Source organism: Qaidamihabitans albus, from assembly GCF_016464705.1.
Lineage (GTDB): Bacteria > Actinomycetota > Actinomycetes > Mycobacteriales > Pseudonocardiaceae > Qaidamihabitans > Qaidamihabitans albus.
Map to the genome: position 1 here is coordinate 127,563 of NZ_JAEHOB010000003.1, position 24,172 is coordinate 151,734.

General features: G+C 71.2%; 22 protein-coding genes. 14 read left to right on the forward strand and 8 right to left on the reverse strand.

Annotated features, from left to right (window positions below; translation table 11 throughout):
* The first annotated feature begins 12 nt into the window (after positions 1-12).
* Genes cydB through JAP66_RS06870 form a run of 3 tightly spaced genes read left to right on the forward strand, consistent with a single transcriptional unit; the run spans position 13 to position 5,578 of the window.
* Positions 13-1,023: a cytochrome d ubiquinol oxidase subunit II gene (gene cydB, locus JAP66_RS06860; protein WP_199430753.1), complete on the forward strand. Its 1,011-nt coding sequence runs from the start codon at positions 13-15 to the stop codon at positions 1,021-1,023.
* Entirely contained in the window at positions 1,020-4,364 is a 3,345-nt protein-coding gene (cydD, locus tag JAP66_RS06865) for a thiol reductant ABC exporter subunit CydD (protein WP_199430754.1), read from the forward strand. The genes cydB and cydD overlap by 4 nt, the downstream gene beginning before the upstream one ends.
* Before the next feature lie 14 nt (positions 4,365-4,378).
* Positions 4,379-5,578, forward strand: coding sequence for a GAF domain-containing sensor histidine kinase (locus JAP66_RS06870; RefSeq protein ID WP_199430755.1), 1,200 nt, complete (start codon positions 4,379-4,381; stop codon positions 5,576-5,578).
* On the opposite strand, the gene JAP66_RS06875 is transcribed toward JAP66_RS06870, so the two are convergent.
* Positions 5,575-6,360, reverse strand: a complete 786-nt coding sequence (locus tag JAP66_RS06875; RefSeq protein ID WP_199430756.1) for an NAD(P)-dependent oxidoreductase — start codon at positions 6,358-6,360, stop codon at positions 5,575-5,577. The two genes, JAP66_RS06870 and JAP66_RS06875, sit on opposite strands and share 4 nt — an antisense overlap.
* A 93-nt stretch (positions 6,361-6,453) precedes the next feature.
* Between JAP66_RS06875 and JAP66_RS06880 the strand changes: the two genes are divergently transcribed.
* The 7 genes from JAP66_RS06880 (at position 6,454) to JAP66_RS06910 (ending at position 12,138) form a co-directional block, all read left to right on the forward strand.
* Complete coding sequence (locus JAP66_RS06880) at positions 6,454-7,131, forward strand: GntR family transcriptional regulator (protein ID WP_199430757.1); 678 nt, start codon at positions 6,454-6,456, stop codon at positions 7,129-7,131.
* Between the two features lie 87 nt (positions 7,132-7,218).
* Complete coding sequence (locus JAP66_RS06885; protein WP_199430758.1) at positions 7,219-8,172, forward strand: DUF6282 family protein; 954 nt, start codon at positions 7,219-7,221, stop codon at positions 8,170-8,172.
* Entirely contained in the window at positions 8,169-8,885 is a 717-nt protein-coding gene (locus tag JAP66_RS06890) for a PIG-L deacetylase family protein (protein ID WP_199430759.1), read from the forward strand. Before JAP66_RS06885 ends, JAP66_RS06890 begins: the two co-directional genes overlap by 4 nt.
* Complete coding sequence (locus JAP66_RS06895) at positions 8,882-9,511, forward strand: RraA family protein (protein ID WP_199430760.1); 630 nt, start codon at positions 8,882-8,884, stop codon at positions 9,509-9,511. Before JAP66_RS06890 ends, JAP66_RS06895 begins: the two co-directional genes overlap by 4 nt.
* Positions 9,508-10,272 carry an ABC transporter ATP-binding protein gene (locus JAP66_RS06900; RefSeq protein WP_199430761.1) on the forward strand — a complete coding sequence of 255 codons (765 nt, stop codon included), beginning with the start codon at positions 9,508-9,510 and terminating at the stop codon, positions 10,270-10,272. Before JAP66_RS06895 ends, JAP66_RS06900 begins: the two co-directional genes overlap by 4 nt.
* A complete protein-coding gene (locus JAP66_RS06905) occupies positions 10,269-11,117 on the forward strand; it encodes an ABC transporter permease (protein WP_199430762.1) in 849 nt (282 codons plus the stop codon). Before JAP66_RS06900 ends, JAP66_RS06905 begins: the two co-directional genes overlap by 4 nt.
* Positions 11,110-12,138: an ABC transporter substrate-binding protein gene (locus tag JAP66_RS06910; RefSeq protein ID WP_199430763.1), complete on the forward strand. Its 1,029-nt coding sequence runs from the start codon at positions 11,110-11,112 to the stop codon at positions 12,136-12,138. The genes JAP66_RS06905 and JAP66_RS06910 overlap by 8 nt, the downstream gene beginning before the upstream one ends.
* On the opposite strand, the gene JAP66_RS06915 is transcribed toward JAP66_RS06910, so the two are convergent.
* Positions 12,125-12,775, reverse strand: coding sequence for a response regulator (locus JAP66_RS06915; RefSeq protein WP_199430764.1), 651 nt, complete (start codon positions 12,773-12,775; stop codon positions 12,125-12,127). The genes JAP66_RS06910 and JAP66_RS06915 overlap by 14 nt on opposite strands.
* A gap of 186 nt (positions 12,776-12,961) precedes the next feature.
* Between JAP66_RS06915 and JAP66_RS32015 the strand changes: the two genes are divergently transcribed.
* The 4 genes from JAP66_RS32015 (at position 12,962) to JAP66_RS06935 (ending at position 18,944) form a co-directional block, all read left to right on the forward strand.
* Positions 12,962-13,459 (forward strand): excalibur calcium-binding domain-containing protein, encoded by a 498-nt coding sequence (locus JAP66_RS32015; protein ID WP_307849469.1) that lies wholly within the window; start codon positions 12,962-12,964, stop codon positions 13,457-13,459.
* A 5-nt stretch (positions 13,460-13,464) separates the two neighbouring features.
* Positions 13,465-14,106: a class F sortase gene (locus JAP66_RS06925; protein ID WP_199430765.1), complete on the forward strand. Its 642-nt coding sequence runs from the start codon at positions 13,465-13,467 to the stop codon at positions 14,104-14,106.
* 64 nt (positions 14,107-14,170) lie between these two features.
* Positions 14,171-17,263, forward strand: coding sequence for a DEAD/DEAH box helicase (locus JAP66_RS06930; protein ID WP_199430766.1), 3,093 nt, complete (start codon positions 14,171-14,173; stop codon positions 17,261-17,263).
* A 172-nt stretch (positions 17,264-17,435) separates the two neighbouring features.
* The gene (locus JAP66_RS06935) at positions 17,436-18,944 is read left to right on the forward strand and encodes a 3'-5' exonuclease (RefSeq protein ID WP_199430767.1); all 1,509 of its coding nucleotides are present in this window, start codon (positions 17,436-17,438) and stop codon (positions 18,942-18,944) included.
* An 84-nt stretch (positions 18,945-19,028) separates the two neighbouring features.
* Here the strand turns inward: JAP66_RS06935 and JAP66_RS06940 are convergent, their stop codons facing one another.
* The 6 genes from JAP66_RS06940 to JAP66_RS06965 all read right to left on the reverse strand — a co-directional run bounded on the left by JAP66_RS06940 (position 19,029) and on the right by JAP66_RS06965 (position 24,122).
* Entirely contained in the window at positions 19,029-19,760 is a 732-nt protein-coding gene (locus JAP66_RS06940) for an ESX secretion-associated protein EspG (RefSeq protein ID WP_199430768.1), read from the reverse strand.
* Entirely contained in the window at positions 19,760-21,109 is a 1,350-nt protein-coding gene (locus JAP66_RS06945) for a PPE domain-containing protein (RefSeq protein ID WP_199430769.1), read from the reverse strand. The genes JAP66_RS06940 and JAP66_RS06945 overlap by 1 nt, the downstream gene beginning before the upstream one ends.
* Positions 21,109-21,744: a DUF3558 domain-containing protein gene (locus tag JAP66_RS06950; RefSeq protein ID WP_199430770.1), complete on the reverse strand. Its 636-nt coding sequence runs from the start codon at positions 21,742-21,744 to the stop codon at positions 21,109-21,111. The genes JAP66_RS06945 and JAP66_RS06950 overlap by 1 nt, the downstream gene beginning before the upstream one ends.
* Positions 21,745-22,176, reverse strand: a complete 432-nt coding sequence (locus JAP66_RS32020) for a PE domain-containing protein (RefSeq protein WP_199430771.1) — start codon at positions 22,174-22,176, stop codon at positions 21,745-21,747.
* 44 nt (positions 22,177-22,220) lie between these two features.
* Positions 22,221-23,711: a carboxylesterase/lipase family protein gene (locus JAP66_RS06960; protein ID WP_307849470.1), complete on the reverse strand. Its 1,491-nt coding sequence runs from the start codon at positions 23,709-23,711 to the stop codon at positions 22,221-22,223.
* A gap of 90 nt (positions 23,712-23,801) precedes the next feature.
* Positions 23,802-24,122, reverse strand: a complete 321-nt coding sequence (locus JAP66_RS06965; RefSeq protein ID WP_199430773.1) for a nucleotide pyrophosphohydrolase — start codon at positions 24,120-24,122, stop codon at positions 23,802-23,804.
* Between the last annotated feature and the right edge of the window lie 50 nt (positions 24,123-24,172).

Sequence of the window (24,172 nt, forward strand, 5' to 3'; positions counted from 1 at the left end):
GGAAGGTGCCTGATGGATCTGGCGACCGTCTGGTTCTGCGTCATCGCGGCCTTCTGGCTCGGGTACCTGTTCCTGGAGGGCTTCGACTTCGGCGTCGGCATGTTGCTGCCCGTCCTGGGCAGGGACAACACCGAGCGCCGCGTTCTGGTCAACACGATCGGCCCGGTGTGGGACGGCAACGAGGTGTGGCTCATCGTTGCGGCCGGGGCGATGTTCGCGGCCTTTCCCGCCTGGTATGCGGCCCTGTTCTCGGGCGCCTACCTGCCGCTGCTCGTCGTGCTGCTCGCGCTGATCGGCCGCGGTGTCGCCTTCGAGTACCGCGGCAAGGTGGACTCCGATCGATGGCGGCGGAACTGGGACCGGGTGATCGTGTTTGGCTCGTCGGTACCGCCGCTCGGTGTCGGCCTGATCCTCGCCACCACCGTGCTGGGCCTGCCGCTGGACGCCGAGGGAAACCGCGTCGGCTCCGCGTTCGAGGCCGTGCGGTGGGACACCGTGCTGGGTGCGCTGGCGGTGGCCGGGTTCTCGCTCGTGCACGGTGCGGTGTTCCTCGCGCTGAAGACCGATGGTGAGCTTCGTCTTCGGGCGAGGACACTTGCCCTGCGTGGCCTGCCGTTCGCGCTGCTGCCGCTGGGGCTGTTCCTGCTGGTGGTCCAGTGGCGCACAGGTGCACAGTGGACGGTGCTGCCGCTGCTCGCGGTTCCGGCGGCCGGTCTGGTGGCGTGGTGGCGGCTCGCCGCGGGGCGCGAGGGCCAGGCGTTCGCCGCGCTCGGGACGGTGATCGCCGCCGCCGCGTTGACGATGTTCGGCTCGCTCTACCCGGCGGTACTTCCATCCACAATGGACACAACTTACTCGCTGACGGTCGCGGACGCGTCCTCGGGCCCGTACACGCTGTCGGTCATCACGTGGGTGGCGGCGTTCGGTGCTCCCGCCGTGCTCGTCTACCAGGGCTGGACCTACTGGGTGTTCCGCAGGCGGATCGGGGTCCGGCACATTCCGGAGGTGCATGTTCCGCGATGAGTCCTCCCGCCCGCGATCCCCTTTCCGCCAAGGCGTCCGGAGTGGACGCGGCGCGGGCGGGAAAGGGCCCGCTCGGCGCGCTGCCGGTGCTGCCCGCGTCGGCGCGCCGGGCGCTGGCCCTCACCGGTTTGCTGGCACTGCTCAACGCGGGCACGCTGGTCGCACAGGCGTTCCTGCTGGCCTCGGTGCTGGCGGACGTCGTCGACGGTCGTACCGGCGGGCTAGGCCCGCGGCTGGCCGCACTCGCCGGCGCGGTGCTCGCCCGCGCGCTCATCGGCTGGGCGACGCGCGTGGTGGCCGCCCGCGCGGCCGCCGGAGCCAAGGAGGAACTGCGGGCGAAGGCCGTCGACCAGGCGCTGCGACTCGGGCCCGACTGGATCGCGGCGCGCGGTCCCGGTGAGCTGACCGCGCTCACCACGCGCGGCCTCGACGCGCTCGACGGCTACTTCACCGGGTACCTGCCCGCTTTGGTCACGGCGGCCGTGGTGCCGTTCGGCGCGGGGTTCGCGGTGCTGCTCGCCGACTGGCCGTCCGCGGTGATCATCGCGTTGACCGTGCCGCTGCTGCCGATGTTCGCCATCCTCGTCGGCCGCTACACCGAGGACCGGGTGTCCGCGGCGACCGACGCCGTGCACCGGCTGTCGGGGCACCTGCTCGAACTCGTGCGGGCGTTGCCCGTGCTGACCGCCTTCCGCCGGGCCGAGGCCCAGGCCGACGCCGTGCGCCGCGTCTGCGACCGGCACCGCCGCGCCACGCTGTCGACGTTGCGGATCGCGTTCTCCTCGGCATTCGTCCTGGAACTCGCTGCCACGCTGTCGGTGGCGCTGGTCGCCGTGGTGATCGGCGTCCGGCTGGTCTCCGGCGACCTCTCGCTGGCGATCGGCCTGGGCGTGCTGATCCTGGCGCCGGAGTGCTTCCAGCCGCTGCGCACCGCCGGTGCCGCGTTCCACGCCGGGCAGGACGGGGTCGAGGCGGTGCGGCGGGTGAGTGAGGTGCTCGCCGAGCCGGTGGCCGGGGCGGGCACGACGGTCCCGCGCCGGGGTGAGGTGCGGGTCAGCGGCCTGCGCGTGCGGCGCAGGGGCGGGTTCGCGCCGGACGGCGAGTCGTTCACGGCCGCTCCGGGCCGCACAGTCTGGTTGCGCTCGCCGAGCGGTGCGGGCAAGAGCACGACGCTGTCGGTACTGCTCGGCTTCGCCCGGCCGGACGGGGGCACGGTCACCGTTGCCGGAACTTCGCTGGACGACATCGACATGTCGACATGGCGGGAGAGCGTCGCGTGGGTCCCGCAGTCACCGGCCTTCACGGGCGGGACCGTGCGGGCCGAACTCGAGCTGGCCGCTCCCGGCGCACCCGATCCGGGGGACGTGCTGGCGCGGCTGGGACTCGCCGAGGTGGTGGACGAGCCGGTCGGCCTGCTGTCCACCGGCCAGCGGCAGCGGCTCGCCGTCGCCCGCGCGTTGCTGCGGGTCCGGGCCGGTGCGTGGCTGCTGCTGCTCGACGAGCCGACCGCCCACCTCGACGCGGCGAACGCCGAACGGGTGCTGGCCGCCGTAAGGGAGGCCGAGCGGGCGGGTGCGGCCGTGGTGATCGCGGCACACGAGCGCTCGGCAGGCGAGCCCGGCGCCACGACGGTGGTGCCGCCCGCGCCGGGCCGGGTTCCATCGCGGGAGGAACGCCCGGCGACACCGCTGCCGCTGCGGGACCTGCTGAACCGCCGGTTCGTCGCCGGGGCCGCGCTCGGCGCCGCCGCCCTGCTCGCGGGGATCGCGCTGACCGCGACGTCCGGCTGGCTCATCGCGAAGGCGTCGCAGCAGCCGCCGATCCTCACTCTCACCGTCGCCGTCGTGGGGGTGCGCGCGTTCGGCCTGGCTCGCGCCGGCCTGCGCTACGCCGAGCGCCTCGTCACGCACGACGCGGCGTTCCGGATCGCCGGGCACCTGCGTGTGCGGCTGTGGCGTGCGCTGGTGCGGCTCGGTCCGGCGCACCCGCCGAGCCCGCATGGCGGCGAGGAACAGCGGCGCCTCGTCGACGACGTGGACACCGTGCGGGATCTGCTGCCCCGGGTCCTCACGCCGCCGCTCGTGGCCGCGGCCGTGGCGAGCGGCGCGGTCGCGGTGCAGGCGGCGGTGCTGCCCGCGGCCGGGTACGCGCTGGCGCCGGCCGTGCTGGTGGCCGTCGTCGCGGCGCCCGCGCTCGGGCTGTGGGCGGAGCGGCGGGCCACGTCCGTGCTCGCCACCGGCAGGCGCGAGGTCGCGGCGCGGGTGCTCGGGCTGTTCGACGCCGCGGCCGAGCTCATCGCGTTCGGCGCCCACCGTGCGCGCAGGGCCGAGCTCGCGGCGGCCGACGAGCGGCTGGCGGCCGCGGCCCGCGGGCAGGCGTTCGGCGCGGGTGCCGCGGACGCCGTGGTCACGCTCGCCACCGGGCTCGCCGCTGTGGCGAGCGGGTGGTCGGCCGCGGAGGCGGTCGCGGCCGGCACGCTCGATCCGGTCCTCGCGCCGCTGCTCGCGCTCGTTCCGCTGGCGCTGGCGGAGGCGCTCGGCCAGCTGCCGCCTGCCGCGCAGCACTGGGACACCCTGCGCGCCGCCAGGACGCGGCTCGCCGGCACGTTGAGCGCCGGTACGCGCATCCAGGGCCGGTTCCATCGCGACGGGCGGGTGGCGCTGCGCGGCGTCGACGTGCGCTGGCCGGAGGGGGCGGCGCCGGTGCTCAGGGACGTCGACATCGAGATCCCGGCCGTTAGCCACGTCGCGGTCGTCGGCGCTTCCGGAGCCGGGAAGTCCACGCTGCTCGCGACGCTGCTCGGGTTTCTCGTGCCGGAGCGGGGAGAGGCGCACCTGCCCGAGCGGGTCGCCTGGGCGCCGCAGGAGCCGGGGCTCGTCTCGACCACCGTCGCGGAGAACCTCCGGCTCGCCGACCCGCACGCTTCCGACGAGGACCTGACGGGCGCACTGGCGCTGGTCGGACTGCCGGAACTCGGCCTGCGCACGGTCCTCGGCAGCGCGGGTGCGGGGCTCTCCGGCGGGCAGGCACAGCGGGTGGCTCTGGCGAGGGCGCTGCTCGCGGCAAGGGACGCCGAGCTCGTGCTGCTCGACGAGCCGACCGCGCACCTCGACGAGGCCACCGCGCACCGGCTGCTGGACGGCATCCGGGACGCGCTCGCCGGCCGGACGGTCGTGCACGTCACGCACCGGCCGGAGGAGGCGGCCGCCGCCGACCTCGTCCTGGAGGTGCAGGAGGGCCGTGTACTGACTCGTGAGTGCGCACACGAGTTAGAACTCGGCTCCGCACTCACGAGGCCCGACCAGGCACAGGAGGCGGCCCGCGCGGGTGGGGGCGCCTAGAGTTGGCACTGCTCATGGAACCGACCCTTGCCGCGCGGGCACTGTCCGCGGCCACCGAGATCACGACCACCGCGCTCTCCGGCGACGACCCGGGCGCCGTGCTCGGTCTGGTCGTGCGCCACGCGGCCGAGCTCGCCGAGGCCGAGCTCGGGCTGGTGATGGTGCGTGGCGACGACGGTGACGACGGCAGGGTCACCGTGGAGGCGGCGCACGGCGAGTCGACCACCGGTCTGCTCGGGCTCGTGCTGCCCGCCGAGTCGGCCGCGGGCCGGGTCGCCGCGGGTGGCGAGCCGGTGGTCACCGACGATGTCACCCGCGATCCGCGCACGTCCCGGTTCGTGCCGCCGGAGCTGGGCGCCTACGGCCCCTTCGCCGCGGCGCCGTTCGGCACGGGCGGGCGCCTGCTCGGTGCGCTGACCGTGTACCGCTCGGACGGGGCGGAGCCGTTCTCGCCCACGGCGGTCGAGGTGCTGACCGCGTTCGCCGGCCAGGCCGGGGTCGTGCTCGCGCTGGCCGAGGGGGCGAGTGCCCGGCACCGCGTGACGCTGTACGAGGAGCGGGAGCGGATCGCGCGGGAGCTGCACGACGTGATCGTGCAACGGCTGTACGGCGCGGGGATGCAGCTGGACCGCGTCCGGCGCCGGATGCGCAAGCGGTTCGCGCACGCCGACATGGCGCGGCTGGGCGAGGCGATCGACCAGCTCGACCAGACGATCGAGGAGATCCGCGGCACCGTGCGCGCGCTGCGCTCGCCCGAGCCCGAGCCGCACGAGCCGGACGGCGCCGCCACCGACCTCGCGGAGTCGGCTCGTGCCGAGGTGCGCATCGCGGGCGAGCTGCTCGGGTACCCGCCGACGCTCGAACTGTCCGGCGAGCTCGCGGACATCCCCGCCGAGCGGGCCGACCACATCCGTGCCGCGCTCCGCGAGGCACTGTCCAATGTGGTCCGGCACTCGGGGGCCGGGGAGACCAGGGTGACGCTGCAGCGGGACGCGAGCGGCGTGCGGCTGCGCGTTCGGGACAACGGCTGCGGTGTGCCGAGGGACGTGGCCAAGCGCGGGCTGCGCCACCTCGCCGAGCGCGCCGAGGCCGCGGGCGGCCGGTTCTTCGTCAACTCCTCGCCCAGCCTGGGCACCCTCGTCGCGTTCGACCTGCCGCTGGACCGCGAGTCCCCCGCCCAGGCCCGCGAGTCCCCCGCCCACGGGCAGAGCTAGGTGCGCCTGTCCTGTGCCAGCCGCCGCAGCAGGTCACGGCTGGCGGCCGCGATCGCGGGCGGCACGCCCAGCTCGTCGAGCATCTCCGTGACCGCGCTCATCTCGGCCGCCCGCCGGACGGCGTGCTTGTGGGTTCCGTCGACGAGCCGGTCCACCGTCGACTCGCCGGCCTGGACGAGCTCGGTGACGATGTTGTTCCGGAGCCATTCCTCGCATCCCGCCGCACGGCCTGCCTCCAGCGCTTCCACCACCGCGGCGGCCAGCCCCTTGAAGAAGACGCTGCGCAACAGCTTGCGGCTCGCGGCGAGCCCGGCCGGGCCGTCGAGTACCTCGACCGGTGCGCCGAGCGGCGTGAGGATGGCGGCGACCCGGTGCGCGTCGGGCCCGCTGGCGAGCATCGGCACGCTCAGGCCGCGGCCGGGGACCGGGGCCATGATGGCGATGTCGGTGCACGACCTGCCGTGTTCCCGCGCGAGGCGGTCGAGCGCCTCCTTGGTGCCGGGCGAGGCGGTGTTCAGATCCGCCCACAGCGCGCCGCCGTCCAGGGCGCCGATCCCGGCGCCGAGTGCGCCGGCCGCCGCGGCCGAACTGTTCACGCTGAGCACGAGATCGGCTCCGCCGGCCGCGTCCGCCTCGTCCACCGCCCGTACGATCCCGTCGCCGCCGGGCACCGCCGGGTCGTAGCCGCGTACCAGCGCGCCGGCCGCGACGAGGTCCTGGGCGATCGCGCCGCCCGCCTCGCCGAGGCCGAGCACCGCGATGGTGGGTCGTCCGGTGGGCATCCGTCACTCCTCTCACAGCCGGGCCCGGCAGCGGAACGCTACACTAGCTGACAAAATTGGCGACAATATTCGTGTCAGGCTAGGGGTGTGGCGGTGACTGAAGGCGACGCGGCGCGTCCGGCCGGGGGCCGGACGGTGGCGGAGGCCATCCGGGACGCGATCGTGCACGGGGAGTTCGTGCCCAATCAGCGGCTGGTCGAGGCGGACCTGTCGGCGCAGTTCGCGGCGAGCCGGGCGAGCGTGCGTTCCGCGCTGCTCGAACTCACCAACGAGGGCCTTGTCGAGCGGGTGCAGAACCGGGGCGCGCGGGTACGGGCGGTCTCCCTGGCCGAGGCGGTGGAGATCAGCGAGGTGCGGATGGTGCTGGAGGGTCTCTGTGCCGCGAAGGCGGCAGAGCGGATCACCGCCGAGGAGATCGGCGAGTTCACCACGATCGGTACCGACATGCGCGCGGCCGTCGCGAGCGGGGATCTTCTCGGCTACTCCCGGCTCAACCAGACCCTGCACCGCAGGCTGCGCGAGATCAGTGGCCAGCACACCGCGTCGCGGGTACTCGAACGGCTGCGTGCGCAGAACGTGCGCCACCAGTTCAAGCTCGCCATGCATCCCGGCCGTCCGTCGGTGTCCCTGCCCGAACACCTGGCGATCATCGACGCCGTCTGCGCGCACGATCCGGACGCCGCCGAGCGCGCGGCGCGCGCGCATCTGCGCAGCGTGATCGATGCTCTGCGCGAGGTCCACGAGGCCGGACCGCCGGTGCGCGGCCTCTAGTTTCCCTGGCTCGACGCTCCTGTCTTGACGTGTGGCTACCAGATTGTTAACAATCTCGGTCAAGATTATGGCCGCAAAGGAGCGACATTGACTGAGCATCCGCAGCCGTCGGCCCACGCCCGGGAGCTCGTCCGCGGCGCCTACGACGTGCACATCCACGTCGCGCCGGACGTGATGCGCCGCCGGATCGACGACGTGACACTGGCCGAACGCTTCGCCGACGTGGGGATGGCGGGATTCGTTCTCAAGTCGCACTACGTCCCGACGGCCGAGCGGGCGGAGGTGGTCCGGCGTGCCCGCACCGGCGCCACCGCCCTCGGTGCGATCACCCTCAACGCCGCCGTCGGCGGGATGAACCCGATCGCCGTCGAGATCGCGGGCCGTGGCGGCGCCAGGTTCGTCTGGCTGCCCACCGTGGACAGTGCCAACCAGCGGCAGTGCCAGGCCGCCGAGCCCGAGGGCGCGACCCCGCCGATGTGGGCCAAGCTGCAGGCGGAACTGCGTGCCGAGGGCATGGCGGCCGATCCGGTCGACGTGCTCGACGCCGACGGCGAGGTGCGTGAGGTCACCAGGCAGGTGCTCCGGCTGGTCGCCAAGCACGGCATGGTGCTGGCCACCGGTCACCTGCACTCCGACGAGATCGCGCGGGTCGTGGACGCGGCCGCCGAGGAGGGCGTCGAGCGGGTGGTGGTGACCCATCCGGAGTTCACCTCCCAGCGGGTCGAAGCCGAGCGGCAGCGGCGGCTCGCGGCGAGGGGCGCCCTGCTGGAGCGCTGCCTCACCACCCCCTACACCGGCAAGGTCTCCTGGGACGTCTGGCTCGGCAACATCCGGGAGGTCGGTCCCGAGCATTCCGTGATCTCCAGCGATCTCGGCCAGCCGTTCAACCCGCCCGTCGAGGACGGCCTCGCCATCGCCGCCGACCGGCTGCTGGCCGGCGGCTTCACCGACGACGAGGTGCGCCTGATGACGGTGCACAACAGCAGGTGGCTCGTCGGCGCCGAGCCGCTGGCAGGCGCGCCCGCGAGGGGAGTGGCATGAGCAGGCGGAGGTTGCTGGTGGTCGGCGCGCACAGCGCCGACTTCGTCTGGCGGGCCGCCGGTGCCCTTGCCGCGCATACGGCGGCAGGCGGCGAGGGGCTGGTCGTCGCGCTGTCCTACGGCGAGCGCGGCGAGTCCGGCGAGCTGTGGAAACAGGAGGGGCAGACCGAGGACAACGTCAAGCGCATCCGGCACGAGGAGGCCACGAAGGCCGCCGCGGCGGTCGGTGCGGGCTTCGAGGCGTTCGACCTCGGCGACTATCCACTCCGGATCGGCCAAGGGCCCGTCGACCGGCTCGCCGAGCTGATGCGGGACTTCGCGCCGCACGTGGTGCTCACCCACCCGGACAGGGACCCGTTCAACCCGGATCATCCGGTGGCGCACGAGGCGGTCGCCAGTGCGCGGCTGCTCGCCTCCGGGGCGGGCGTGGCCAGCGGTTTCCGCACCGCGCCGCCCTCGGAGCTCCTCGTGTTCGAGCCGCACCAGCCGGAACTGTGCGGGTTCGTCCCCACCGTCTACGTCGACATCACGGCGGTGTTCGAACGGAAGGTCGAGGCCATGAACAAGATGGCGGCTCAACAGTACCTGCGGGAGTACTACACGCAGCGGGCGGACCAGCGCGGCAATCACGCCCGCAAGGTCACCGGCGACTCCGGCATCCGGCAGGCCGAGGCGTTCCAGCGGCTGCTCCCGCACGTGGTCGGTGCATTGTGAACGCCGCGTACGAGGAGCTCGCCGCGGCCGGTGTCGCGACGGTGTACGAGGCGAGCGGCCGCCGTGGACTGCTCGACGTCGAGTGGCAGCCCCTCGTCCCCGGGCGCAGGGCGGCCGGACCCGCCCGGATCGCACTGTGCGGTCAGGGTGACAACCGGGCGGTGCACGAGGCGATGACCCGGTTGCGGCCGGGTGAGGTGCTGGTGCTCACGATGCCCGAGCCGGAGCCGGTCGCCCTCCTCGGCGACCTGCTCGCCACGCAGGCGCTGGTCCGGGGCGCGGCCGGTGTCCTGGTCAACGCCTCCGTGCGCGACAGCGCCGAACTGGCCGCGATGGGCCTCGCCGTGTGGACCCGCTGGCGCCGTGTGCGCGGGGCGACCAAGAACGTCCGCGGCGAGCTGGACGTCCCGGTGGAGATCGGCGGCACCACCGTCGCGCCCGGCGACGTGCTCGTGCTCGACGACGACGGAGCCACCGCGGTCGGACGGTCCGATGTGGACCGGACGGTCGAGGCGGTACGGCAACGACTGACCAAGGAGGAGGGCCTGCGGGCCAGGTGGGAGGCGGGCGAGCTCAGCTACGACGCCTACGGAATGCGTGCCGAGGACGAGAAGGTGCCGCGATGACCGCACTGTTGCAGACCAAGGAACTGACCAAGCAGTTCGCCAAGGACGACGTGGCGACCGTGGCCCTGCGGGATTTCACACTGAGCATCGAGGAGGGCAGCTTCGTCACCGTGCTCGGCCGCAGCGGTTGCGGCAAGTCGACGATGCTCAACCTGCTCGCCGGGCTGACCGAACCGAGCGCGGGCGAGGTGCGCTACCGCGACCGGCGACTCACCGGCCCGGACACCGAGATCGGCTACCTCACCCAGTCCGACACGCTGATGCCGTGGCGTGGCGTGCTGCGCAACGTCGAGATGCCACTGGAGATCCGCGGGGTTCCGGCGGCCGAACGGCGCGAGGTCGCGGCCGCGCTGGTGGAGCGCGTCGGGCTCGGCGGGTTCGGCGACCACTACCCGCGCGAGCTTTCCGGCGGCATGCGGCGCCGGGCCAGCCTTGCCCGGACACTCGCCGGGAACCCGTCGACGCTACTCATGGACGAGCCTTTCGGCGCGCTGGACGCGCAGCTGCGCAGGGAGCTGCAGGAGGAGTTGCTCGCTCTCGTCCAGGACGGCGGGCAGACCGTCGTCTTCGTCACGCACGACATCGAGGAGGCGATCCTGCTCGGTGACCGCGTCGTCGTGCTCGGCGGGCTTGGCCGCATCCTGCTGGACCACCCGATCGAGCTGCCCAGGCCGCGCTCGGCCGATGAGCTGCGCGTCGACCCGGTGTTCGTCGCACTGCACACCGAGTTGGCCCGGACACTGAAGGAGGCAGCGCGATGAATACCGCCGAAGGAGTCGTCGCCCCGGCCGGAACGGAATCCGGTCCCGTGCGGGTCGCCGTGCCCCGCACGTGGTGGCAGCGGCACGGGACCACGGCGACCGTGTGGTCGCTGCGGCTCACCCTGGTCGTCGCCGTGCTGGCGCTCTGGGAGGTCGCCGCCGACCGCTGGGTCGACATCACTTTCATCAGCAAACCGAGCGACATCGTCGAACGGCTGGCCGAATGGGCCGGTGACGGCACGCTCTGGCTGCACAGCTGGATCACCGTCCAGGAGATCGTCTACGGCTTCCTGCTCGGTGCCGCCGCCGGTGCGCTGGCCGGGTTCGTACTCGCCTCGCTGTCGCTGGTGTACCGGGTGCTCGATCCGTTCGTGATGGCGCTGTACTCGATACCGAAGGTGGCGCTCGCGCCGCTGTTCATCGTGTGGTTCGGCATCGGCATGCACATGAAGGTGCTGCTGGCGGCGGCGACCGTGTTCTTCCTGGTCTTCCTCAACACGGCGGCCGGTGTGCGTGACGTCGACCGAGGGCTCGTCGACGCGGTCCGGCTGATGGGCGGCAACCGCTGGCACGTCGCCCGCAAGGTTGTGGTTCCCGCGTCGATGACCGGCGTACTCACCGGGCTCAAGGTCGCGATCCCCTACGCGCTGATCGGCGCCGTGATCGGTGAGCTGGTCGCGTCCAACCGGGGCCTCGGGTACCTCATCAACGACGCCGCCGCGCAGTTCGACACGGCAGGCGTCTTCGCGACCCTGGTGGTGCTCAGCATCATCGCCGCCGCACTCAACCTTGTCGTCGGCCTGATCGACAAGCGAGTCAACCGATGGAAGCCGATCGATGACTGACCACAGTGCTCACCGTGCCCATTTCGGACGCCGGACGTTGCTGAAGACCTTCGCGGCGGCACCGCTGCTGCTCGCCGGCTGCGCCACCCGGTACTCCACGACCCCGGCCGGGGTGCTCAACATCGGCCAGATCAGCAACTCCGTGGCGTTCTTCCCGCTGTTCATCGCCGAGGAGCAGGGCTTCTTCACCGATGAGGGGATCACGATCGGCGACCGGCCCCGGCTCGGCACCGGCGCGAAGGTCGCCGCCGCGCTGAAGTCGGGAAGCGTGGATCTCGGTGCGGGTGTGCTCACGGACGCGTTCAACCTCGCCAAGATCGACGACGGCACCCGGCTGGTGTCCAGCCTCGTCACCGAGTACTACGTGGACATCATCGTGTCCCCTTCGCTCGACGTACCCGGTCCGGATGCCAGCACCGAGGACAGGACCGCGGCGCTCGTCGGCAGGCGCATCGGCATCACCGGTCCAGGCAGTGGCACCGAGGCGCTGGTGAACTACCTGTTCTCGCAGATCGGTCACAACGCGGCCGTGGACTCCACACTGGTCAACCTCGGCAGCGCCGCGACCTCCGCCATCGGCGCCCTGAAGTCCGACCGGGTGGACGCGCTGGCCTTCTTCCAGCCCATCGGGCAGCAGGCCGAGGCGTCCGGCACCGGGCGGATCTTCATCTCTCCCGCGCGGGGCGACGTGCCGAGCATGCGGGGCGCGCTGCACGGCGTGGTGATCAGCACGACGAAGCTGCTGGAACGGAAGAAGGAGGAGGTGGCGGGCTTCCAGCGGGCGATGGGGAGGGCGCTGGAAGTCGTCCACGGCGACGAGGGAGAGGCGCGGCGGCTGCTCGGGAAGTACCTGAGCAAGTCCGATCCCGCCGCGCTCGACGCGTTGCTGCCGATCCTGCGCGCGGAGGTTCCGCCCACACCGGCCGTCGCCCGGGACGCCTACGAGACGGCAACCCGGTTCAATCTCGAGAGTGGGCTGATCAAGAAGGCGCCGGACTACCGTTCGGTCATCCTCGGCTGACGTCCCCGCCACGGCGAGCGACCCAGGCGGCGGCTTGCGTACGGCGCTGCATGCCGAGCTTGCCGAGCAGCGACGTGACGTGGTTCTTCACGGTCTTCTCGGCGAGGAAGAGGCGTTCGGCGATCTCGCGATTGGACATTCCCTGCCCGATGAGGTCGAGCACGTCGCGCTCCCGCTCGCTGAGCCCGGCCAGCAGGTCGGGCTCAGCGGGGTGGCGCATCTTGTCCAGCAGGCGCGCGGTCGTCACCGGGTCGAGCAGCGAGCGGCCCGCGGCGACCTCGCGCACCGCGTTGACGACGTCCTGGCCACGAACCTGCTTCAGCAGATAGCCGGACGCGCCCGCCATGATCGCGCCGATCATGGCCTCCTCGTCGTCGAACGCGGTGAGGACGAGGCAGCGGGGTGGGTTGCGCCGCGACCGCAGCTCCCGGCACAGCGCCACGCCGTCGGTCTCGCTCTCGCCGAGCCGGACATCGACCACGGCCACGTCGGGTTCGAGGTGCAGGGCCACGGCGAGGGCCTCGTCGGCGCAGCTCGCCTCCGCGACCACCTCGATGTCGGGCTCGTCGCCGAGCACTTCACGCAGCCCCCTGCGCACCACCTCGTGATCGTCGACGAGCAGCACCTCGATGGCCATATCTCCAGGTTACGTGGCCGCGGGCGGGCACCAACTCACCCGGCTCTCTTTTCGTTGAACATTTCCGGTGATCAAATTCGTTTTTCTCGTAACGCGCGCCCGGGTGTATATCGATATGAGGAGACATATGCGCGCTGAATAGCGCGGGACATATGCCAATTCCGCCTGCCTTGGGAAAGGTCTATCGTGTCGTTACTGCGTCGTACGCTCGTGGTCGTTGCCGCGTTCGCCATAGCCGGATTCACTTATGTGGGGACCGCCGGTGCTGAAGGAGACCTGAACTGCCTGGAGGACTTTACGTATCAGGAAGAAGCGCAGGCGGTCTACGACGCGGACCCCACCGATCCGCATAACCTCGATGGTCATCCCGAAGACGGTGTCGCCTGCGAGAGCCTGCCGAACCGGCCCGTTGTCGCGCCGGAGCCGGAAACGTCCGCTCCGGAGGCGCCGAAGCCCGCGGTGACCGACACCGACAAGGACTGCAAGGACTTCGCGAGCCACGCCGAGGCGCAGGCGACCTACGACGCCGACCCCAGCGACCCGCACCGGCTCGACGGTGACAACGACGGCATCGCCTGCGAGGATCGCTTCGGCGCCTCGGACGGGGACGACGACCAGCAGGTCGCGGTCTACCCGACCGGTGGCGTGGCGACCGGCGGCTACAGCGCCGGCGGCCGCGCGTGACCCGAGTGCCTCGACGGTGGCTCCGGTGGCGGCCTCGCGCCGCGGCCGGGGCCGCCGTAGCGGTCCTCGCCCTCGTGCTGGGTGGCTGCGCCGGGGAGCCCGCGCCGCCGCCACCGGTCACGGCCGCCGCGCAGGAGCCTTCGACCTCCGCACCATCGGCCACCCGGCAGGCGGGCACCGAACCGCTTGCCAGGTCGGAGCCGGCGTGGCTGGAGATCCCGGCGATCGGCGTGCGCACCGACGAGATCATCGAGCTCGGGCTGGAGCCGGACGGCGCACTCGAGGTCCCGGAGGACGCGGTGACCACGGGCTGGTTCGAGCAGAGCCCGACACCGGGTGAGACCGGTCCGTCGATCATCGCGGGGCACGTCGACTACGACAACGTGCCCGGTGTGTTCCACCGGCTGCACGAACTGCCCGTCGGCGCGGACGTCACGGTGCACCGTGCCGACGGAACGAGTGTCGTGTTCACCGTCGACGAGGTCGAGCGGTATCCGAAAGCCGAGTTCCCGACCGAACGGGTCTACGGCAACACGACCGAGCCCGAACTGCGGCTGATCACCTGTGGCGGCGCGTTCGACAGCTCGTCGGGAAACTACCTCGACAACGTCATCGCCTTCGCGACGATGACCGGCGTGAACGGTTAGAGCGGTGACTGTCCCGGCCGCGAATGACCGGGGATTGCGGCACCGTCTGGCAGGGTGAGCGGCCATGGAGTCCTTGGCCGACGGCGTGTACGAGACCGTCCGCACGGTGGGCGTCGATCGTGCCGTGGCCGGACTCCGGCATCGGTCGAGCGCACGGTTCGCCGATGTGGAAGCCGCGGAGGCGCCCGAGGTACTCGCCCGGCACGTGGCGGAGGTGGTGCGCCGCACGCTGGCCGCGCAGACCGACACCGGCCGCCGGTTCGCGCTGTCCAACGAGCTTCTCGCGCTGCTCGACGCACCGGAGGACAAGCTGCCCGGCGTGCTCGAACAGCTGATGGCGCTGACCGATGCCGGGCGCCCGGGCACGGCTCCGCCCGTGCGTCCGGTAACGCCGCTGTCACAAGCCGCGTTGCTGACCAATGCCAAGGAGGAGCCGTCCCTGTCCGCGGAGCTGCGTGCGGAACTGGCGAGCGCCGATCGTGTCGACCTGCTGTGTGCGTTCATCCGCTGGCACGGACTGCGGGTGCTCGAAGAGGCCCTGCACGAGCTGCGGGAGCGCGAGGTCCCGTTCCGGGTACTGACGACCACCTATGTGGGCGCCACCGAACGGCGCGCGATCGACGAGCTGGTGCAGCGTTTCGGCGCCGACGTCCGGATCAGCTACGAGGATCAGTCGACCAGGCTGCACGCCAAAGCCTGGCTGTTCCGCCGGGATTCCGGCTTCGACACCGCCTTCGTCGGCAGCTCCAACCTGTCACGTTCCGCGCTCGTCGACGGGCTGGAGTGGAACGTGCGACTGTCCGGCGTCGCGACTCCCGAACTCCTCCGAAAGTTCTCCGCCACCTTCGACACCTACTGGGAGTCCAGCGCGTTCGCCACCTACGATCCGGAAGCGGACGGCGAGCGCCTCGGCAAGGCGCTGGCGCGGGCGGGGCAGCGGACGGGCACGTCCGCGCGGATCAGCCTGGCCGGGCTGGAAGTGCATCCGCTGCCGCACCAGCAGGAGGTTCTCGAAGCCCTGGACACGGAGCGGGAGCTGCACGACCGGCACCGCAACCTCGTGGTCGCCGCGACGGGCACCGGCAAGACCGTGGTGGCCGCGCTGGACTACCGCAGGCTCGTCCGGGAGGTGTACGAGCGCGACCTCAGCCTGTTGTTCGTCGCGCACCGCAAGGAGATCCTGCAGCAGTCGCTACGGACCTATCGGGAGACGATGGCCGACGGGGCGTTCGGCGAGATCTACGTGGCGGGATCTCGACCGCGGCGCTGGCGGCACGTCTTCGCCGGGATCCAGTCGCTGTCCTCCTACGACGTGCGAAACCTGCCGGCGGATCATTTCGACGTGGTGGTCGTCGACGAGTTCCACCACGCTGAGGCGGCCAGCTACCGCCGGTTGCTGGATCACGTGCGGCCGAAGGAGTTGCTCGGTCTCACCGCGACTCCGGAACGGTCCGACGGTGTGGACGTACGCCACTTCTTCGATGATCGTGCGGCCTACGAACTGCCGTTGTGGGAAGCGTTGTCGGCCGACCTGCTGGTGCCATTCCACTATTTCGGTGCGGCCGACGACGTCGACCTCTCCGGAATCGAATGGAAGCGTGGTGCCTACGATGTCGCCGGGCTGGACCGGGTCTACACCGGCAACGACGCGCGTGCCGCCAAGGTGCTGGCCGAGCTGCGGGACAAGGTGACCGACGTCGGCCGTATGCGCGCGCTTGGTTTCTGCGTCTCGGTGTCGCACGCCCGGTACATGGCGAGGGTGTTCCGTGATGCTGGCGTCCCCGCGCTCGCCGTGTCCGGTTCCACGTCGCCGGGCGAACGTGCCGAGGCGGTGGACTCGCTGCTGCGGGGCGGCGTCAACGTCCTGTTCGCGGCGGACCTGTTCAACGAGGGACTCGACATCCCCGAGGTCGACACCATCCTGCTGTTGCGTCCGACCCAGAGTGCGAACGTCTTCCTGCAGCAGCTTGGGCGCGGTCTGCGCCGGGCGCCGGGCAAAGCCGTGCTCACCGTGTTGGACTTCATCGGCCAGCAACACCGGGAGTTCCGTTTCGACACGCGATATCGGGCGCTGACCGGTACGAGCCGCGGCGGGCTCGAGCGGCAGATCGAACAGGGCTTCCCCTTCCTGCCGTCCGGTTCGCAGGTGGTACTGGATCGGGTCGCGCAGCGGCTGGTGCTCGAAAACGTGCGCACGCAACTGCGGATGACCCGCCGGGCGCTCGCCGCTGACCTCCGGTCGCACGGTGACCTGCCGCTCGCGGCGTACCTCGACGCCGCCCGCCGCGATCTCGTCGATGTCTACAAGAGCAACGGCTCGTGGACCGCGCTGCGGCGAGCCGCCGGACTGCCGACGCCGGTGGCCGGGCCCGATGAGGACGCATTGCTGCGGCGTGTTTCGGCGTTCGCGCACGTCGACGATGCCGAGCGGGCGCGAGGCTATGCATTGCTGGCGAACCCGGACGGGCCGGGCTACGCCGACCTGGACCGGCGGGAGCAGCGGCTGGCCAGAATGCTGCTGTTCACCCTGTGGCCACAGCGGGGCGCGCTGTCGTCCTTCACCGACGGGCTGGCGCGCCTGCGCCGCCACCCCGCGGTATGCGCCGAGATCTGTGAGCTGATCGCACTCGGGCTCGATCGAGCCCGGCACCTGCCCGGGCCACTCGGCGAAGGGCTCCAGCATGTTCCGCTCGCAACCCATGCCAGCTACCGGCGGGAGGAAATCCTCGCCGCCCTCGGTTATGCGTCGCTGACCAGGTTCGTCGCCAATCACGTGTCCGGCGTCGCGTGGGCCGAGGACACAAGCACCGATGCTTTGCTGATCAATTTGCGGAAGACGAAGCGGGAGTTCTCGCCGACGACGATGTACCGCGACTACGCGATCAGTCCCGAACTTTTCCACTGGGAATCGCAGAACGCCACATCGACCGATTCACCCACCGGTCAGAGATATCTCCGGCACCGGGAGCGGGGTAGTCATGTGGTGCTGTTCGTGCGCGAGACCCGCACCGACGACCTCGGTGCCGCGCCGTTTCGTTGCCTCGGCGCGGCCTCATACGTCGATCATCGTGGGGAACGACCGATCGCCATCACCTGGCGACTGCGCCGGCCGATGCCCGCCGACACGTTCGCGACGGCGAGCGTGGTCGCCGGCTGATCCGGCGGGCTCGGTTCGCCCGATGCGCAGCGGCGTTCGCGTTGCGGCCAGCCGCGGTGCAACAAACGGGTGATTTTGCACTCTGCAACGTGACTTTCGATTTGACTGTTGATGCTGGGAGGCGCCACGCCTCTGCCGCGTCGTCGACGCCGATCGGAAGGACCACCGCGCCATGTCCGAGTTCGTCGATGTGCTGCGGTTGTCCCGGCAGGGCCGGTACCAGGGCGATGGTCTGCAGTTCACGGCGATCGGTGCCACGACCACCGGCCTGCGTCCCGGGCATCTCGTCGAACTGGCCGCGGTGCGCGTGAGCACGGACGGAACCGTGCACGGCGAGGCGTCCACGTTGATCGACCCTGGCCGGGACGTCGACCCCGATCCGGGCCGGGTACACGGCATCCGTCGCGGGCAACTCGACACCGCGCCGGCGTTTCCCGAGGTGCTCGGGCGGTTCGTCGAGCTATGGGCGGGCAGCGTGCTGGTGGCGCACAACCTGGCGTTCGTCGAGCGGTTTCTCGTCCGGGAACTCGACCGAAGCGGCGTGCGGCTGCCGCCAGCGCCCGGGGTGTGCACGGCCACGGCGGCGAAACGGGCGCTCCGGCTGCCGAACTACCGGCTGGCCACGGTCGCCGAGGCCATCGGGGCGCCCGACGCCGGTGGGCGCGGCGCGCTGGCCAACGCGCGGAGCAGTGCGCGGGTGGTGTGCTCGCTGGTGACCACGCACCGGCTGCGTTTCATCCGGAAGCCCCGGTTCACCGACGCGCCACGGCTGCGCGCGGGCAGGCTTGCGCCCCGGCCCGGTGACGGCCGCACCGGGCAGCCGTACTACTGGATGGCGCGGCTGGTTGACCGCGCCTCGGCGGGCCTGCTGGCCGAGGGTGACCGGCCGCTCGAGGACGCCTACCTCGACCTGCTGGCGGGAGTGGTCGCCGACCACACCGTCTCGCGGAACGAGGTCCGGGCGCTGGCCACGATGGCCGTGCGGGCCGGGATACCCGGTGCGGAGGTCCTGCGCGTGCACCGCGGTTTCATGACCGCGATTCACGTGGTCGCCAGTGGTGAAGGAGGTATCGCGCCCGAGGAGCAACAGGACCTGCGCAACGTCGCCGAGGCCCTCGGTGTGCCGGAGGCGGTCCGCGACCTTGCACCTGGAGTGCCGCGGCAGCGAGCGAGCCCACCGCCGGTGTTTGTGCTGGGGGACACGGCGGAGGTGGATGAACTTCGCGCCGCGGTGCTCGGCTCGGGGTTGCGGCTGGCCGGAGAGTTCGGGCCGGGGATCACGCACCTGGTGGTCGACGACGCGGCCGCTGACGAGCCCGGCGTGCGGCTTGCGCGCGAACTCGGCGCGGTGGTGCTGCCGGCACGGGTCGCGCGGGAAGTGCTCGAACTGGCACCGGGCAAGGCCGGGCCGCTCCACGACTCCGCGGTGGACATCCCGGCGCCCCGCGTCTCCGAACCGCCCGCGCGCTACCCGGTCGAAATGGTGGTCGGCAGGCCCGTGCGGGAGCGGGCAGGCCGGGCACTGAAGGTCCTCGGCGGGACGTTGCTCGTGGCCGCCCTGGTCTGCCTCTTCTGCGGTTTGCCGCTCGCCATCTGGATGCTCATGACCGTGCTCGGCGCTGCCGCGTCGGGCTGCGGCTGGTATCTGGCCGGGCACAGTGTCGATGTGGTGCGCATCTAGCCCGAGTCGCCTGGTCACCGCTCGTGAGTGTTGACCCGAGTTCTAACTCGGCTCAACACTCACGAGGCCTGACCAGCACAAACACTAGCGGCCGCCGTTCGTCGGCAGGTCGCGCAGCTTCGTCTCGAAGGCGTGCTGGGTGGCCGGCGTCGCGGTGACCCAGCGGTCCGGCCCGCTGGTGTCGAACCCGAGCAGCCAGCGGCCGTCGGCGGTGTCGAGGTAGGTGAGCGGTGTCGCCGCCCGCTGCCGCCCGTTGGCGGAGCGGATCGCGGCGTGTATCTGCCCGCCGCCGAAGCGCGGGAGTTCGAGTAGCCTCTTCAGCTTGCGCCCGTCCGGCGTGCGGGGATGGTCGAGGATCCACGGTGCGTCGGACTCGGGCAGGTTGAGGCTGGTGTCGCCGCCTGCGGGCCGGTGCGGGATCTGCTCGATCCAGGTCTCGGCCATGCCATCCGGATCAGCAGGCATGAGCCGCACCCAGTCACCACGGCGCAGGAGCAGCACGCAGTCACGGCCGGTCCGCGACACCGAGACGGCGTAGTTGCCCAGCTCGTCGTCCTGGACCCAGCCGAAGAGTTCCACGCCCGGCCGGGTGAGCAGGACGAGAGCGTCGTAGAAGTCCTCCCGCGGCCGACCGCCGGTCAGCAGGCGCTGCCCGGCGAGGTCCTCGGCCACGGCGTCGTCGAGGCGGGCACGGGACTCGGGCGGAAGCCACACGTCGTCGCCGGCCAGCACCTCCGGCGGCTCCCCGATGCGGTGTTCTTCCAGCGAACGCAGCACCGAGACCCGGTGCAGGGTCACGTCGTCACGCCACGCCATCACTGCCCGATGACTGGTGGCGTGGTGCGATCGAGCTTGCCGACGAACACCCCGTCCGGGTCACGCTCCTGCAGGTAGGACGGCCGCTCGTGCTCTTCGTCCTCGCCGCCTTTACCTTGGCCGCGGCCGGGGGCGCCGCCCAGCATGCCGCCCGCACCGCCACGGGCGCCGCCTGCCGGGCTGGACCCGCCCGCGGCGGGGCCACCAGGTCCGCCGGTCGTGCCCACACCGGTTCCCCTACCGGCGCCGAGCGCGCCGCGCGCGGCGTCGTTGCCCGAGCCGCCGCCCGCGCCAACACCGGAACCAGGTCGTCCCGCGCCGTATGGGGTGCCGGCGGCGGTGCCGCGGCCGGTGCCGTAGGACGAACCCGGCCCACGGGAGCCGGCGGAGTCCGCCGATCCACCCGGGCCGGAACCCGAGCTCATGCCAGCCCGGTAGCTCCCTACCGGACCGAATCCGGTCCCGGCCGGCGAGTTGCCGCTGTTCCCGCCGACCGGCGAGTACGGGGTACTTCCCGGCCCGTTCAGCGAACCGCTCGTGCCGCCAGGCGGGATATAGCTCGCGCTGCGCGTGGTGTCGTCCGCTCCGCTCGCCGCGGGCAACTGGGCTCCAGGTGTGCCGGTTACCGCCGGCCCGCCGGTCGAGGTACCCGCAGTGGGAGTACCGGTGGTGGAAGGACCGGTTGTGGGCGTGCCGGTGGCGCTGCCCGCGGGTGGACCGCCATAGGTTCCGCCGGGCTGCGGCGGCCCGCTCACCGGCTGCCCGTCCGCGCTACCTGGTGTGCCCGACCGAAGCGTGATGTCCATGCCGTCGGCCGCCGCGAGCAGGGTGCCGTAGTCGGTCGGCATCGTTTCGCCCACCTTGCCGGTGTTGCCGTGATAGGCCTCGTAGACCCGCTTGTTCGTCTCGGCCGCCTCGCGGTAGGCGGCGGCCTGCTCGGCATGGTCGGTGAGCATCGGGAACGCCGTGCTGACGAAGTCGGGCTGGCCCGGGTTCGGCGGCATGGGCACGACGTTGTTCCGGGTGTGGTTGTAGACGTCGGACTGCATGGCGAGCAGGTCGTGGGACATGGTGAGCTGCTGGGTCGCCTGCTGCGCGACGTGGGTCACCGGGGTCGCCGCGTTCCTCGCGGCGTCGCCCGCTCCGCCCTGCCAACCGGTGGCGATGTCGGCGTGCTGCTCGGCGATCAGGTCCACGATCTCCTGGTGGAGGCTCGCCTGGTTGTTGGCGGCGTCCTTGGCGGCGAGGACGGTGGGATCTCCGGGACCCGTGGTCATGTCGTCGTAGATCTGCTCCGGCGACCGCCCGGTGCCGAAGATATCTCCGATGAGTGCGCCCACATCGCCCATCACGAGCCCCCTCGCATCGTTTCGAGCATCATTCCGGCGACCGTATGGGCGACCTCGCAGGGATCAGTGGTGCCCACCTTGGAACGGGACTGGCCGATTGCCGTTTGGAAGACCAATTCGTCGGTCGCGCCGACCAGTACCTGGCAATCGCCGAGGTCACGTGTGTCGTCTCCGTACGCGAGGACCGGATTGCCATCAATGGGCGGCATCTCGACGAATAGTTCGTAGTTGTCGCGGTTCGCGTACGCACCGGTCAAACCCCGCTGATTGGCCTTGACCCATTCGATGTCGACGCTGGCGCTTGTATCCTGTTCATACCAACGACAGGCAGAGCCGGTGGAACCGTTGCGCTTCTCGCCTTCCTTGGGAACGCCCAGCTGGCCGAGTTGCTCGGCAGTGAGCACTGAACAGGGATCGTCCTGGAATCGCTCAGTGTCGTTCAACGCGTTCTCAACTGGCGGGGCGCCGAAACCGGGTAATGCGGAGCTATCGCCGGACTCCGGTGGTGTGGTGGTTGGGTCGCTTTGCGGTGCGCCGCTCGGCGCCGCGGTTCCATTGGTCGTCTCTGAGCATCCGGTGACCGCAAGAATCAAGAGTGCGAGCGACGTGGCGATGAGGGGAGGACTACTGCGCATCTAGAGGATTCCGCCTTGTCTCTGTTCATCGGGGAAAGGCGTGAATTTCTTGACCCAGCTGGCGTTGTCGTGCTCGTTCTCGATGTAGGTGCCCAAAGCCTTGCGGCAGTGATCAGCCTGTGCTTGGCAGTAACGTTGCACGCTGGTCAACGACTGCAGGTAAGCCCGGCCTGAGTCATTCACCTTGGCGGCCATGGTGATGCTGGCCGGGTCCAAGCCGGGGCCCGTCACCGTTGTCATCGGATAGGCGGCCTGTCGTCCCTCCTGGCACCTGTCCGCGATGCGCTGCCAGCGGTCGGCGATGCGGCTGAGGGTCGGTTCGTCGTAGGCGAAGCTGCCGCTCTGCTGCGTGCGCTGGACGAAGTCGTTCACCCACTGAAACGGGTCGTCCGATCTCTCGGGTTCACCGTTCGCGCTCTCGTCGACCCACACCGGTTTCGCTCCCCAAGTCCTCGTGCCGGGTTCGACGGGTGATGCTACCGGCCCGGTTCCCGTGTGTGTCCGTTATTCCACGGAAAGTGGCGTTCCCAGATACGCCGGGACGCGGCCTCCGGGTCGGCGGCGACCTCGACGGGGAGGTCCCAGATGCGAGTGAGCGCCTCGCCGGGCCGGTAAGCAGGCCAGCCGGGGTCACCGGTGGTCGCGAACGATGTCCACGCCTTGCGGATCTCCTTCGACAGGTACTCGGCGTCGGCGGGCGGTGAGTCGCCGAGCACCAGGCGACCGAGCGGACTGTCGAAGTTGCCGAAGGTCAGCGGCACGTCCAGGGCGTGACAGGCGCCGAGCAGACCTTCGAAAGCGGGAGAAGCCCACGTCAGCTCGTAAAGGTAGGTGCTGCCGCCCGCCTCGGCGTGCGCGTCGGCGCACCACGTCGATGGCATACGGAAGATCGAGTCCGAGAACAGCAACGTGTACAGGTCGGAGTCGGAGATGCCCGGGCGAGCCGCGCGGTAGTCGGCGAGCGCGGCCGGATCGAGGCCCACCGCCGCCGCGACCGCCGCCGGATCTCGGCCGAGCCGGCCCGCGCCGAGCGTGAACAGCCGGTACTCGTCCTGGTTGTACCCGCAGACTAGATCGACGTCGCGGCCCGCGCCCTTGCGCATCGCCTGCCAGGGCGGCTCGGGGATCAGTTCGTCGAGGACGGGGGAGTACGGCGTAATGCCCTCGGGAACGGAGGAAGCCGCCTCGCCGGACCTGCGGAGCGGCGCGTTCTGCACCTCGTGGATCGCCTCGGGCGGCACTTCCGCGAGTGCCTCGGCCGTCGCGGGAACGCCGAGCTCGCCGGTGATCCGCTCCCCGATCCGGCGCGCCTCCTCCTCGCGGAAGAAGCGGCCGGCGAAACTCTGGGCGATGGCCCGGCGGAACAGTCCGCGTGCGGCACGGGCGGCTACCAGCGTCGCTACCGCCGTGGCGCCGGCGGATTCACCGAACAGCGTCACGTTGCCGGGGTCACCGCCGAAACCGGCGATGTTCGCCTGGACCCAGCGCAGCGCCGCGATCTGGTCGAGAAAGCCGCGGTTGGCCGGGGCGTCGGGTAACCAGCCGAAGCCCTCGTACCCCACCCGGTAGTTCATGGTCACGACCACGACGCCGCCGCGCGCGAGATTCGCGCCGTCGTAGACGGGCTCGGAGCTGCTGCCGATGACGAAAGCGCCGCCGTAGATCCACACAAGCACGGGAAGGCCCGAGCCACCCGGGTCGGGCGTCCAGACGTTCACGCTGAGGCAGTCCGTACTGTCACCGGGGCACCAGCTCGACGGCATGCCCGGCATCAACGTGGACTGCGGAGGCGCGGCACTGTAGGCGGTCGCGTTCCGCGTGTCCTCCCAGCGTTGCGGCGGCACCGGCGCCTGGAACCGCCGCTCACCGTCCAGTGGCGCCGCGTAGGGAATGCCCTCGAACACGCTCACGTCGTCGCCCGGAACTCCGCGTACTGCTCCGTACTCGGTCTGCGCAGTCAGGTCCACGGGTCCATCTCCTACCCGAAGGACCATGCCGGGATAAAGGTCTTGTGATCAGGCCGCCATGCACCGCCGGTGAAGCCGGTCCCTACGTCCTCAGCGCCCAGGGGTGGGAAAGCGAAGCTCGTTGCGGTCGATCTTCGCGTTGGCCGCATCGAGCAGATCGACCCCGAGCATGTCGGCGAGCCGCGCGAGGTACAGCGTCACGTCGGCGATCTCGTCCAGCACCTCGGCTCGCAGTTCGGGGTCGCCCATCGCGGCCGCCGACTGCTCCGGCGTCAGCCACTGGAACAGTGCGGTCAGCTCGCCGACCTCCCCGGACAGTGCCATGACCAGGTTCTTCGGTGTGTGGTACGGCTCCCAGTCGCGCGCGTCGGCGAAGTCCCGCAGGCGTTGAATGAGCTCGTCGAGGTTCACCGGCCCTGCCTATCACGACCCGCCCGGTTAACCCGCTTGGCTTACTTTCT

Bases quoted from the DNA above. Each gene is read 5' to 3' on its own strand.
- JAP66_RS06875 (WP_199430756.1), bottom strand. From the start codon at position 6,360: ATGCCCACCGGACGACCCACCATCGCGGTGCTCGGCCTCGGCGAGGCG.
- JAP66_RS06945 (WP_199430769.1), bottom strand. From the start codon at position 21,109: ATGGGCGATGTGGGCGCACTCATCGGAGATATCTTCGGCACCGGGCGG.
- JAP66_RS06935 (WP_199430767.1), top strand. From the start codon at position 17,436: ATGTCCGAGTTCGTCGATGTGCTGCGGTTGTCCCGGCAGGGCCGGTAC.
- JAP66_RS06900 (WP_199430761.1), top strand. From the start codon at position 9,508: ATGACCGCACTGTTGCAGACCAAGGAACTGACCAAGCAGTTCGCCAAG.
- JAP66_RS06870 (WP_199430755.1), top strand. From the start codon at position 4,379: ATGGAACCGACCCTTGCCGCGCGGGCACTGTCCGCGGCCACCGAGATC.
- JAP66_RS06930 (WP_199430766.1), top strand. From the start codon at position 14,171: ATGGAGTCCTTGGCCGACGGCGTGTACGAGACCGTCCGCACGGTGGGC.
- cydB (WP_199430753.1), top strand. From the start codon at position 13: ATGGATCTGGCGACCGTCTGGTTCTGCGTCATCGCGGCCTTCTGGCTC.
- JAP66_RS06905 (WP_199430762.1), top strand. From the start codon at position 10,269: ATGAATACCGCCGAAGGAGTCGTCGCCCCGGCCGGAACGGAATCCGGT.
- JAP66_RS06950 (WP_199430770.1), bottom strand. From the start codon at position 21,744: ATGCGCAGTAGTCCTCCCCTCATCGCCACGTCGCTCGCACTCTTGATT.
- JAP66_RS06915 (WP_199430764.1), bottom strand. From the start codon at position 12,775: ATGGCCATCGAGGTGCTGCTCGTCGACGATCACGAGGTGGTGCGCAGG.
- cydD (WP_199430754.1), top strand. From the start codon at position 1,020: ATGAGTCCTCCCGCCCGCGATCCCCTTTCCGCCAAGGCGTCCGGAGTG.
- JAP66_RS06890 (WP_199430759.1), top strand. From the start codon at position 8,169: ATGAGCAGGCGGAGGTTGCTGGTGGTCGGCGCGCACAGCGCCGACTTC.
- JAP66_RS06910 (WP_199430763.1), top strand. From the start codon at position 11,110: ATGACTGACCACAGTGCTCACCGTGCCCATTTCGGACGCCGGACGTTG.
- JAP66_RS06940 (WP_199430768.1), bottom strand. From the start codon at position 19,760: ATGGCGTGGCGTGACGACGTGACCCTGCACCGGGTCTCGGTGCTGCGT.